Origin of the sequence: Rhodococcus sp. IEGM 1366 (genome assembly GCF_033142425.1) — a bacterium.
GTDB classification, from domain to species: Bacteria; Actinomycetota; Actinomycetes; order Mycobacteriales; family Mycobacteriaceae; genus Rhodococcus_F; species Rhodococcus_F globerula.
In genome coordinates, this window is sequence record NZ_JAWLRZ010000016.1 from 16,283 (window position 1) to 27,610 (window position 11,328).

General features: G+C 60.0%; 13 protein-coding genes. 2 read left to right on the plus strand and 11 right to left on the minus strand.

Annotation, left to right across the window (positions count from 1 at the left end):
- Positions 1–493: 493 nt before the first annotated feature.
- From R4P64_RS31150 to R4P64_RS31165, 4 genes are all read right to left on the minus strand, one after another.
- Positions 494–1,090, minus strand: a complete 597-nt coding sequence (locus R4P64_RS31150; protein WP_317824079.1) for a transposase — start codon at positions 1,088–1,090, stop codon at positions 494–496.
- A gap of 616 nt (positions 1,091–1,706) precedes the next feature.
- A complete protein-coding gene (locus R4P64_RS31155; RefSeq protein ID WP_317824080.1) occupies positions 1,707–3,266 on the minus strand; it encodes a class I adenylate-forming enzyme family protein in 1,560 nt (519 codons plus the stop codon).
- A 32-nt stretch (positions 3,267–3,298) separates the two neighbouring features.
- Positions 3,299–3,496: a hypothetical protein gene (locus R4P64_RS31160; protein WP_317824081.1), complete on the minus strand. Its 198-nt coding sequence runs from the start codon at positions 3,494–3,496 to the stop codon at positions 3,299–3,301.
- 38 nt (positions 3,497–3,534) lie between these two features.
- On the minus strand, positions 3,535–3,693 hold the full coding sequence (locus tag R4P64_RS31165; RefSeq protein WP_317824082.1) for a hypothetical protein: 159 nt from the start codon (positions 3,691–3,693) through the stop codon (positions 3,535–3,537).
- Between the two features lie 427 nt (positions 3,694–4,120).
- Between R4P64_RS31165 and R4P64_RS31170 the strand changes: the two genes are divergently transcribed.
- Together R4P64_RS31170 and R4P64_RS31175 are read left to right on the plus strand one after the other, a co-directional pair.
- Entirely contained in the window at positions 4,121–4,435 is a 315-nt protein-coding gene (locus R4P64_RS31170) for a hypothetical protein (protein WP_317824083.1), read from the plus strand.
- Between the two features lie 1,043 nt (positions 4,436–5,478).
- The gene (locus R4P64_RS31175; RefSeq protein ID WP_317824084.1) at positions 5,479–6,267 is read left to right on the plus strand and encodes an enoyl-CoA hydratase/isomerase family protein; all 789 of its coding nucleotides are present in this window, start codon (positions 5,479–5,481) and stop codon (positions 6,265–6,267) included.
- A 35-nt stretch (positions 6,268–6,302) separates the two neighbouring features.
- On the opposite strand, the gene R4P64_RS31180 is transcribed toward R4P64_RS31175, so the two are convergent.
- The 7 genes from R4P64_RS31180 to R4P64_RS31205 form a co-directional block, all read right to left on the minus strand.
- Positions 6,303–7,106: a FadR/GntR family transcriptional regulator gene (locus R4P64_RS31180; protein WP_317824085.1), complete on the minus strand. Its 804-nt coding sequence runs from the start codon at positions 7,104–7,106 to the stop codon at positions 6,303–6,305.
- A 551-nt stretch (positions 7,107–7,657) separates the two neighbouring features.
- Positions 7,658–8,413 (minus strand): SDR family oxidoreductase, encoded by a 756-nt coding sequence (locus R4P64_RS31185; protein ID WP_317824086.1) that lies wholly within the window; start codon positions 8,411–8,413, stop codon positions 7,658–7,660.
- Positions 8,414–8,624: 211 nt separating this feature from the next.
- Entirely contained in the window at positions 8,625–8,936 is a 312-nt protein-coding gene (locus R4P64_RS31190; protein WP_317824087.1) for a hypothetical protein, read from the minus strand.
- Positions 8,933–9,124: a transposase gene (locus tag R4P64_RS31195; RefSeq protein ID WP_317824088.1), complete on the minus strand. Its 192-nt coding sequence runs from the start codon at positions 9,122–9,124 to the stop codon at positions 8,933–8,935. The genes R4P64_RS31190 and R4P64_RS31195 overlap by 4 nt, the downstream gene beginning before the upstream one ends.
- 88 nt (positions 9,125–9,212) lie before the next feature.
- The gene (locus R4P64_RS34145) at positions 9,213–9,773 is read right to left on the minus strand and encodes an IS110 family transposase (RefSeq protein WP_411742748.1); all 561 of its coding nucleotides are present in this window, start codon (positions 9,771–9,773) and stop codon (positions 9,213–9,215) included.
- Positions 9,774–9,823: 50 nt separating this feature from the next.
- Positions 9,824–10,969 (minus strand): epoxide hydrolase, encoded by a 1,146-nt coding sequence (locus tag R4P64_RS31200; RefSeq protein ID WP_317824090.1) that lies wholly within the window; start codon positions 10,967–10,969, stop codon positions 9,824–9,826.
- Positions 10,954–11,328 carry a hypothetical protein gene (locus tag R4P64_RS31205; protein ID WP_317824092.1) on the minus strand — a complete coding sequence of 125 codons (375 nt, stop codon included), beginning with the start codon at positions 11,326–11,328 and terminating at the stop codon, positions 10,954–10,956. The genes R4P64_RS31200 and R4P64_RS31205 overlap by 16 nt, the downstream gene beginning before the upstream one ends.

Here is an 11,328-nt window from a genome sequence, read left to right on the forward strand (position 1 = left end):
TCCGGCACGGCGACCCTGGGGGTGACGAACCTCACGAGGTCGATCGTGCCGTTCCAGGCAACGGGAGGTGCTATGCCTCACAGACGGGCAGCCGCCGGACATAGCCCAGGACTATCGAGGCGCCTCCGTGTTGCCATACATACGGCAGGTCATGTTCAGATTCTGCGAACCCGACTACTATGTCATCTACGACCGCCTCCACGCGCACGCCACCGCCGGGCAATGTGTGGAAAACACATCCGACCCGATGTCCACCTACAGACAGGGCGCCTCTCTATATGTCAACCCTTTGGGAAAACGAGGAGTTTCCGGAGGTCAGGCGGTCGTTGTATTGGGTGACGTGCGCTGGCGTTGTTCGTCGGCGATCATGATGCGCCACAGGTAATTCGACAAATGACATTCGAGCTCTCGTGGTCAAGTCGCGGTGACAAGCAGTTGTTCGCCGCGGTGCCGGGAAGGGCCTAATCGGTGTCGGTGGCCCAGCAGGCCCAAATCACCCGGACCCATCCGCGGGCGAGTATCCGTACCGCGTGTGGGTGCCGGGCACCCCGCGAGCGGGCACGCCGGTAGCAGTCGCCGGCCCACGCCGAACTGTGTCGAGAGTTGCCGGCGAAGACGGTAATGGCGACGAGTGCCGGCTTGTTGGCGGTGTTGCGGAAGCCGACGGTGCGGATTTTCCCGAGGCCCCGGTGACCGGTGCGGCCCCGCACAGGGCGGCGACCTGTGCGGGGTTGTCGCATCGCTCGAGCACCGGCCCGATCCCTGCGATGAACGCCGCGATGCTGACATTGGCGACGCGTGGAAGAGACTCGAGCAGAACAGTTTTGGGATGGGCAGCCAGGTGTTCCTCAAGTTCATGCTCGAGACGGGCGATTTCGGTGTTGAGCAGGGTGATCGGGGCGATGGATCCACGAACGATCGCTTCAAGTACCTTCGGCGCGATGGGGTCCACGGCGGCGGGCGCTGCCCGGAGCCGTCCGACGAGTTCGGCTGCAGACTTGCCACCCCGGTAGCTGTGCCGACGGCAGAACTGACGCATCCGGCCTTCGCCGAGAAGTGCTGCCGACTGTGGGGTGGGATAGTCGGCCAAGAATGCCAGTGCGACTTGGGATGTCAGCTTAAGAAACACCCTCGCCGCGCCGGGCCAGTGCTCGGACGAGATGGCCCACAACTGGTTCGAGGACGCCGTGCGTGCCTGGCCAGCGAGGTTCGTGCGCGAACGAGCGTGGCAAGTTCCCGAGTGGCCTGCGCTACGGGTTCGACCCGGGGCGGCCGGTGATTATCGGTGCGGGCGTAGAGGCACGTCGGTGCGGGGGCGACAACGCTGCGATGGAATCGTTTTCCGTGTTCTTGAAGGAAGGGTCCTCGACCGCCGACCCTGGCCACTTGCGACGAACTCTGGATCGCGATCGTGACCTGGATCGAACCGATGTAGCGCACCATTGTCGATGCTCGACCCGGCTCGGCAAATTGACCCCTGTCGAATACGAGACGGTCGTGACCACCAGCCACTCAGGCTGCGTGACCGAACCTGTCACCTGATCGTGCAGCAGTTCTACCCTCGAACGCGGTTTGGGTGTCTCGACCAATGGCGTGCGATCGCTCGCCGCTACGGCAATGCGCCTCCACCTATTTCGGTGGCGTTCCTCTGACGGCACTTGTTGTTCATCAGCGAGTTCGCAAGCAGTAGAAAGGTTCTAGGCCGGTTACGTATCCTCATCGTGTGTGAGGCTACCTATCAGGTCTCGGCGCAGTACCTTGCCGATCTCATTTCGGGGGAATTGCTCGACGAGGGTAAAGTCTGTAGGCACCTTGTAGGGGACCAGCTTGCTGCGGCACCAGTCTGAGAGTTCGTCCAAGACGACTGCGTCATCGGTGATGATCCAGGCATGCGGAACCTCACCTAGTCTGCGATCGGGAATGCCGGCGACAGCCGCATCGCGTACGGCCGGGTGCTCGCGAAGAACTTCCTCCACCTCGTCGGGGAAAATCTTCAGGCCACCTCGGTTGATCATGTCGCTCACTCGTCCCTGGATCCAGATGAAGCCGTCGGAATCGATCATGCCCATATCGCCCGTTCGTAGGTACCCGTCGACGAACCGGCTGTCATCGATGTCCGCGGAAGCCACGTAGTCGCGCATGCGGAATGGTGAGTTGACGTGGATTTCGCCATAGCAACCGTGTGGGAGTTCATCGCCGTCAATGTCGGTGATTCGGACGTCTACATCGTCGTAGGCGCGGCCCGCGGCACCGAGTTTGGTGAGTCCGAAGGTGCGCACATCCAAGGCGGTCCAGCCCACAACCTCGCCACCGAGTTCGGTTTGCCCATAGGAATTGAGAACGAATACGCCGAACTTCCTGTGAAACTTGCGGGCGATTTCCGGGGAGAGCGGGGCGGTGATTGACCGTACCAGGTTCAGCGGACCGAGATCATTGATGCTGTCGTCGTCGGCCAGCATCGTGATCATCGCCGGCGCCAGTACTGTCGACTTGATGTCGAATTCGTGGACGGCGGCAACAAAGGCCTCGACCGAGAACTTGTCCAGCATGACCACGCCGAATCCGGCGCGCAGGGCAAACGCTGCATTGTAGATCCCTGCCCAGAGGGCGAGAGACGTCGGGATCATGTTCATCCGTATTGGGCGCGGTGTGAAGCTCTGCGGTCGTGACGAATTGCGCCGAAGCTTTCTCAGGCTGGAATCGATTGCGCCGATGGTGCCCGAATGTCGCAGCAATACGGATTTCGGGGGGCCGGTCGTACCTGAGGTTCGCAGCGCCAACGCCACGTCAGGCTCGTAGCGGAAGTGTCCCGGCGCGGCGGGTTTCACCACGTGTGAGATCCGCTTTTCCATGTCGAATTCGACTAGGGGGGTGTGAATTTCGAGGCGTTCACGAGCTTGAGGCGAGGCGATAGTGAGTGCCACCGGAGTCTCGGCGAGAAACGCCGCAAGCTCTGTAGCTGTATAGCGACCATTGATGGGGACATAGACGCCTCCGGCGGACCACGTGGCGAACATCGAGACGAACGTGTCGGCGGATTTGTCTACCACGGTAGCTACCGGTGATCCGGATGTAACTCCGGCGGCTCGCAGTTTCTCTGCAAAGTCGGCGACCCGACTCTTCAATTCCCCCAGGGTCAGACGCTCGGCAGCAGAAACAACAACAAGCTGGCTGTTGTCCTGGCTGAGCCCGGCGATCAAATCGGCAAGCGAGTCGGTGTCCCGTTGCTCACTAATGCTTGTCGGGCAGACCTCAATCTTTTCCATACGCGCGATGCTATCATTGCAATGATGATATCTTAGTAATGAGTCGATAAAAGCGTTGCGGAGACCACTCCCGGGAGTACTCCTATCGGACCCAATGGATTTTGGGTGACTTCCTGGTAGTTGATGGTGGACGATGATGCCAGGTACGGCGCCATCGTCCAGGTGCGTTTGGCCCGGGGCTCCGCCAGTACCTCGGAGAGTCTGCCGTCGCGCACTGCCGTCGCAGCCATCTGACTGATCGTTGGACGGGTGAGCAACGCACGCTCGATCATGGCAGGGAAGCGTTGGAGCCGTCGACGATGATCATGTCGATTGTGCGACCACTGATGCGAACATGGCCAGCGGCATCCTCCGTGGTCAAATCACCGAGGTCGCCAATCGCGACATGCGGCCCACGCACCTCGATCTCAGCTCCCGAGGACCTCAATGTAGATGATTGCGCGGCTTGGCATTTCGCTCACTCTGCCGATGACATTGCTGCACCGAATGGCGATGACGCGGTAAACCTGAAAGTACCCCTGTGCTGATTCAGTCGGTGTGGAATCTGTTGCGCGGCTGACCTTTACGCCGCAGTGTTCCGCTGAGTTTCATATGTTGGGCGGGCAATGGTCGAAACCTCAGACAGCTATGCATGTATCCGAGGAATGCTCTGGAACAATGTCATCCAAGGTTTCGTCACATTTAGTTCGAGGGCGGCGCAAGGTTCGTGACAACGTCAACGTCACCGAGTTCTGCCGAACACACCACCCCGCACGAACCACGTTCTACAAGTACGTCACTCGCTTCAAATCCGAAGGAGCGGAAGGTTTCACCCGCCGCTCCACCAGTCGGCATCGTCGCCGAACCGCACCTCGGTGACGATGTGCGAGGTAGTCATTCGAGCTCGTAAGGAACTCGACGACGCTGCACTCGACAACGTCCCGCAGAGCATCTCCTGGCACCTCGAAACCCTCGGCGTCGGTCCGTTCCCTTCCGATCGACGGTGTACCGGATCCTGCGTCTGCAAATACTCGACGGCTATCGAGCAGGCGTTCGCCGCTACGGACTACCCGTGCGTGTCCTGTTCGACAACGGGTTGGAGTTCTCGGCCAAGCGCCGCGGTGGGACGTCACCGCTCGAACGGATCCCTTGCCGGACTGGGCGTGCTCACCATCACCCAACGCCTCTGAGTCGGGTTCGAGCCCCTATGACAGATCGTATCTCCGCCAGGGGGCGGGTGCGTCGACCGCGGACGGGATGTCGGGCCCGCCACGTAACGGCGTAAGCAGTGGTTCCATTGGTGCGCCGCGGGTCTCCCATGAAATACGAATTAACCAGTTCGAGAGGAGAATTCAAGACCCTGTCGGAACGACGTTTGGGCGGAGCCGCTTTTGCCCGGTTGCTACGGTAACCGCGAGTACGCTTACGAAGCAGCAAGCAGATCGGACGCCCATTTCCTGAGTATCGACTTGTCGACCTTGTCCAAGATTCCGCCGGGCAACTCCTCGACAGCCCAGATATGACACGGGGTCCTGAAACGTGCCAACAGCCCACAGTCACCCCATCCACTTGGGCTAGCAGTCTCGGATTTTACGCGATTGCACCCAGCTCTTTGGCGCGGGGCGGGGTGAATCGTTGATACCTGACCATCGTGTGAGCCTGGCACACGAACTGATGTGCGCGCAGTGGTTGAGCCAACGGGTCCGCCACGTTCGCATCCCAGCCGGTTTCATATGCCCCGCGACTACGTCGATGACGCCCTGTACAGCGGCTGTTAAGCGGCCCGGGTCGGAACGGTATGCGGGCGTGGTAGATACGGCTGTTCGTTTCGGGCCGTTCGCGGCGCAGGCGTTCGGTGATGGGTGTTTGTCGTGGCAATTTGATTCGTCAACTGTGTGTCGATCTAAACTACGGCGGGCCGGATGACGGGTGCGTTTCGTGTGCGCCGTTCGATCATCCCTCACCCGCAGTTGGTGTACCGGCGGCGCATTCGGTAGCGGGTTGGGTGAGTGTGGATCTGGGAATCGTGAACCTTGCGGTGACCTCCGGCCGATCCGGACAGTCTTGATGTGCGGTGGTCCGGCGGAGCGGCCACCGCATGCCGGACGAAGAATCTGGTGATGCGGTCTGCTGATAACTGGCTACTCGACCTCGAAAGCATCCGCACCACCTTCACCGCCATTTCTTGCTATCTTATACTTGATAGACTCCAAAGACCTTAGACGAGGTACCAATGCGCGGCAAAGTGATCACATCAACTCCGAGACCAGGAATTTTCCAGATCACGATCACCCGACCCTCTCGACGCAACGCCCTAGACATGTCTAGCTTCCAAGAGCTCGCGGACGCATGGTCGGCCTTCCGGTCGAGCGATCATCGGGTGGCGGTGGTGCATGGTGCCAATGGAGACTTTTCTTCCGGTGCCGACCTCGCATCCATCTCTGCGGAGGTTGGCCAGGCAAATCGGCAGGGCGGCGCCCGCCAAACCTGGGAAACGATTCGTGCCGCGGTCTTACGCAACGCAGACATGGACAAACCAGTCATTGCCGCGATCGAAGGAATCTGTTACGGCGGCGGTTTCGAACTTGCCGGTGGTTGCGACCTCCGAATCGCGGGTGAGAGTGCACGTTTCGCGGCGCCGGAGGTCCGCCATGGGGTGATTGCCAGCGGCGGCACACTCGCCCGACTCCCTCGCCAGATTCCGCGCGCAATTGCCATGCAAATGCTGCTCACCGGCCAGGAGATCGGGCCCTCTCGGCTGCATGAAATCGGCTACTTGAACGAGATTGTGCCCGATGGTAGTGCGCTGAAACGGGCGCTGGAGCTCGCCTCAGTCATCGCATCCAACTCGCCGGCGGCAATCCAAGCGACTACGAGGGTCGTGCGACGCGGGCAGCTGTGCACTCTCGACGCGGCCTACGCGATCGAGGCAGCGGCCGAGACAAGAATCATGTCCGGTGCCGACGCGATTGAAGGCGCGCGCGCCTTCAAAGCGAAGCGCCGGCCCTCCTGGGTGCAATAGCCAGTCCGCGCGACCGGCAACGAACTGATCAGAGGTCAGCGGGACGATGACAGATCGACGGCATCAAGTAGGTTTGCCGAAACTCGGTCGGTCAAACTCGATTCCAGAGTGCTGGCGTGTGATGCCGTCATATGGGTCGCAGCCAGTGCCGCTGCCCGATCCTGGTCACCCTTGATGATAGCGTCAAGGATTTTCTGATGATCCTTGAGCGCGGCGCGGCGCCACTTACGAGCATTGGGAGAATCCGGATCAGTGTCATGACGCGATAACTGTGTGGCTTCGCCCCACACCGTGGACTCGTGGGCAGACCAGATCTTTTCCAATGACCCGATAACCACCTTCATCGTCTCGTTACCGCAGGTGTCGACCATCGCCTCGTGGAAAATACGCGCGTTCGGGGTCCAGCTCTCGAGCTCGTCGAAGGTTTCTTCTTGTCGGACCAAAGCCTCGGTCAGTCTAGGAACGACCTCCGTCACCCGATCTTCACGGCCGGCGCACAGTCCGGCGCAGATCGGCTCGAGGTGTAAAAGGGCGGCACTGACGTCACTGAGCGTCGTCTCCCGTACTTGAAGGACCATACTGATCATACGAGCAGTTCGATCCTGGCTGGGTAGGTGCACAACCGCGCCACCGACGTTTCCACGGCGCACCGAGATGAGCCCCTCGTTCTCGAGGATGCGCATCGCTTCTCGAATTGCAGGCAAACTCACCCTGTACTCAGCGAACAAATGCTCTTGCCGCGGAAGGCTGTCACCCTCCTTCAATTTTCCGGTGAGGATGTCGTCGCGCAGACTCGCGGCCACGATCTCGGCCAATCGTGGTTGCCTCAACTGCTGCAATGTGGACTCCTTCCGATCCTGGCGCCAACCAGTTCGCTACTCGAGACTAGAACCAGTAAGCAAAACCTGACACTCGTCCATCTATTGATAGTTATAGTTTATAGTAATCATTGCCCTCTTGTGCCTCGCCCAGTACTCTCAGCACACGCCGAGACAGTCGTCCTTGACGACTTCGGATGAGCGTCTACCTTCAGTGGTGCACTCCATCGTCTCGGCGTTCGGACCTACTTACCAGTCGAAGCTCGCGGTTGCATTGGGTCCCATCGCATCCCATCGTCGGCAACCCGACACCTGTACTGGGTGCAGTATTCGAATGCGATAGTCGTCCGGTACCCCCTCGCACAGCGTATGCGGGAAGTTTTGCTGGCCGCGTTCGACCGACTGATCTGCCCCACAGCGTCGCAGAACCCGCGTCTTGATTGAAAAATCGTCTGTGATCACGCCCAATGAGGCCGGCATCGCGACTCGGTAGGCACGTAGCGTTGGTCAACGTTGTTCGAGGTTGACCAACGCTACGTGTAATCATTTTGAGCGTTGCGGGCGACGCCGAATCAGTCCTTTGGACCACCCGCGACATATATGACCTGACCACTGACGAATCCGGCGCCTTCACTGGCGAAGTACGATGCAGCATGCGCGATGTCCGCGGGCGCACCGACCCGGCGAACTGGGATGACTGCCGCCGCGTTCACTTTGTGCTCGTCGAACGGGATGCCGATGCGCTCGGCCGTCGCCTGTGTCATCTCGGTGGCGATGAAGCCCGGAGCAATAGCATTAGCCGTGATCCCGAACGGGCCTAACTCGATCGCCAGGGTTTTGGTGAACCCCTGTATCCCCGCCTTGGCCGCGGCATAGTTGGCTTGTCCTCGATTACCCAGTGCAGAGGTACTCGACAGGTTGATGATGCGACCGTACTTTGCCTCGACCATGTACTTCTGTGCTGCCTTCGTCATGAGGAATGCGCCACGTAAGTGCACTGCCATCACCGCATCCCAGTCATCGACACCCAACTTGAACAGCATATTGTCCCGGATGATGCCGGCGTTATTGACCAAAACCGACGGCGCACCGAGTTCGGCCACAACACGGTCGAACGCCGCTGCTACCTGATCCGGATTGCTGACGTCCGCGCCAATTGCCACGGCGGTACCCCCGGCCTCGGCGATTGCGGCAATGGTCCCGGCGCTGGCGGCCTCGTCGAGGTCTACGACCGCGACTGCGAATCCATCGGAAGACAGGCGTTTGGCCACACCTGCCCCGATTCCACGGGCGGCACCGGTGACGATGGCAATACTGGGTTTGGACATGAGGGGCTCCCTAATTATTGGTCGGTGCACGCATCTCAGACAGACACCATTATACTAAAATTACAATGATAGAACTATAAACCCGTGTCATGACATGTCACGCAGTCCGAAACTCACCGGCTCTCCGAAAGGGAGTTCTGCAACAACGAAAAAGGATCTGGGACTGCACCCGGTTTGGATGCTCTTATTGATGTCAAGTGGACTGTGCAGGTTACTCTTTCAACCATGCGCGGTAGCGTGATGCGAACTCGTAGTTCAGTTTGATGGCCCGTTCTGTCCGCGAGATTGTTGTCAGTGAGACGTTGAAATGATCGGTGACGGACTGCATGGACAGGCCCGTGTTGTGCCGGAGCGGCCGAAGATCGTCGACGCTCTGAACTGCCGGCGGATCGATGAGCAACGTGTAGATCTCACGGGCAATGTGTCGTTTGAGGCATCGCTGAATCTCCCGCGGCGATTCCCCTTCCACTGTTCGACGTGCGACGTAGGTACGCGATCGCTCGTCACGGCTGGTGCGGTTCATCGCGATTCGCCAGAGCGTGTTGTTGGCTTGACGATCTCCGCCGCGGGTGAGGCGGTGGCGGGTGTGCTTCCTGAGGACGCCTCGATCGGAGAGACCCCGCACAGGGCAGCGAACGATGCTTCACTGTGCAGTCTTTCGGGATTGTCGCCTGCGCTGACGAGCAGTGTGGATGCACTGTCGACGCCCACCCCGGTGCGGCCAGAAGTGCAGGGTTGACTCGGCGCACGAGGGCGGTGAGCTCGATTAGAAGCCGGTCCATTTCTTTGCCCTGGGTGATCACCTGACGGGACAGCAACCGTAGCGTCGATCGGTCGCCTCCCGAGGATCAGCAGGTGCGCCCTCTGCGACTCGCAACCTCGAGCGGTGGCGCAACACGGCTCCGGTTGTCATCGATTCGAGCTGATCACGTAAGTCGGGAGGGGTGCCGACGATGACATTACGTAGCGAAGTAGTCAGTGCCGTAGAGCATTTCCGCAACCCCGACAAACTGATGCGGAGTAACCGGATCGATTCGATTGTTTCGTCGTGTGACTTCGGGACAGCACTCGCGGTTCCAGAAAGTACAGACCTCGCCGCCGCCTCGGCATCGATCGAATCGGTCTTGCCTCGCAAACGACGTATCTGCCGATTGGGGCGGTTCACCTCGACCCCCTGGCTGCGCAGAAGCGCGGTCACGGCGACGCCGTACGAACCGGTACCTTCCACGCCGATCCGAATCACGGGACCAATTGACGAAAACCAGTGCAGCAGAGCCTTGTAACCCGTGACTGTCGTCGCTGCAGTCAAAGTGTCCAGCAGTCGCCCCGATGATCGATGACTGCGACGACGTGAACGAATACGACACTCACTTCGGCGTTGATTCGCTGTGCGAGCGCGTTTTCAGGTTTCTAGCGAACCGCGGCAGCGAATCTCCGAATCGAGTCCACCACGAGATCGGGCCGCTCCAAGGCCGCGAAATGCGCACCGGAATCGAGATCGGTCCACTGAACGATGTTGAATGCGCCCTCGGCCCACTCGCGTACCGCCGGAACTATGTCGTTTGCAAAGGCGGCTACCGCAGTCGGCACTTCGACGGGTGGTTTCACTACACCGAACGAAAATGCCTCCCGGTAGAAGCGCCCCGCTGACGCGGCGGTGCGCGTGAACCAGTAGATCGAGACGGTGGTGAGAATATGGTCGTCATCGACTGGATAGTCTGGGTCTCCCCATTCCAAGAACTTCTCCGCGATCCAAGCCAGCTGTCCCACCGGAGAATCCGTCAGGGCGTACGCCAGCGTCTCGGGCCGCGTGCTCTGGACATATGCGTACGCGGACTTGTCCTTCATGTATTCCCCGAACCGTTTCAACGCCAATCGCTGTCGGTCGGTGGTCGGAGGCTCGCCCGTATGCTGTGAGGCGAACTTGACTCCCCCGGCGTTGACGTGAAGGCCACGCACGCGACCGGGAACGCGGATCGCGATCATCTCGGCCACCGCCTGACCTGCGTCCGAACCGTGCACGAAGTACTCCGAATAGTCCAGAGCACTCATAAGGTCGATGACGGCGTCAGCCATACGCTCGTCGTTCCATCCGAGATGCGGCGTGGGACTGGAGAAGGCGAACCCCGGAAGCGACGGTGCGACGACATGGAACGCAGAAGATCCGACATCCGATGGCTGGGTCAGGGGTTCCACGACGTCCCGGAACTCGGCGAACGTGCTGGGCCACCCGTGTAGCAAGACCAGAGGTACTGCATCCGACCGCTCCGAACGCACGTGCATCGCGTGCACGGCCTGGCCGCCGATATCTGCTTTGACTTGTGCAAACTTGTTTAGGGATTCCTGCTGCGCGTACCAGTCGAAATTGTCACGCCAGCGTTCGAAGAGCCTCGTCAATGCCTCGTGAGGGATCCCGTTGACGCCCTCGGGCAGATCGATGGGGTCAGCCCATCGAGTCTGCGCGAGGCGCCGGCGGAGATCGTCGACCTCGCTCTGATCGACATCTATCTCGAATGGACTGACAACTACGTCGTTCGTGGTCAGGTTGGTAACCATTGATGTTCTCCCAGTTCTCGTCTGTACCTACGAGCTCCCTTCGGAGCAGCGATGGTCAACAGCGGGTGAATACTTTGATCGCCGGTGGGACCGACATCGTGATCGACGACGCCGCCGACACCACCGCCAAAGCCGAGCAGGCGGGTTTCGTGTCGACCTGGACTCGCTGCTGCGCTCCAACGAGCCGAGAACATCACGGTTTCGTTTGAGATTCCGGCCCCGACCGGATGATCGAGTCCCAAGATCTCGGTGGGTTCACCCACCTTGTTCGACAGCCACCGCTCGAGGATCTCTCGTGTCTCGTGGAGTTCCCAGGGCTTGGTGGAGATCGGATCGGGCGCGCGATTGGTTGTTGTCAT

Bases quoted from the DNA above. Each gene is read 5' to 3' on its own strand.
- R4P64_RS31175 (WP_317824084.1), top strand. From the start codon at position 5,479: ATGCGCGGCAAAGTGATCACATCAACTCCGAGACCAGGAATTTTCCAG.
- R4P64_RS31155 (WP_317824080.1), bottom strand. From the start codon at position 3,266: ATGGAAAAGATTGAGGTCTGCCCGACAAGCATTAGTGAGCAACGGGAC.
- R4P64_RS31205 (WP_317824092.1), bottom strand. From the start codon at position 11,328: ATGACAACAACCAATCGCGCGCCCGATCCGATCTCCACCAAGCCCTGG.
- R4P64_RS31160 (WP_317824081.1), bottom strand. From the start codon at position 3,496: ATGGCTGCGACGGCAGTGCGCGACGGCAGACTCTCCGAGGTACTGGCG.
- R4P64_RS31185 (WP_317824086.1), bottom strand. From the start codon at position 8,413: ATGTCCAAACCCAGTATTGCCATCGTCACCGGTGCCGCCCGTGGAATC.
- R4P64_RS31200 (WP_317824090.1), bottom strand. From the start codon at position 10,969: ATGGTTACCAACCTGACCACGAACGACGTAGTTGTCAGTCCATTCGAG.
- R4P64_RS31190 (WP_317824087.1), bottom strand. From the start codon at position 8,936: ATGAACCGCACCAGCCGTGACGAGCGATCGCGTACCTACGTCGCACGT.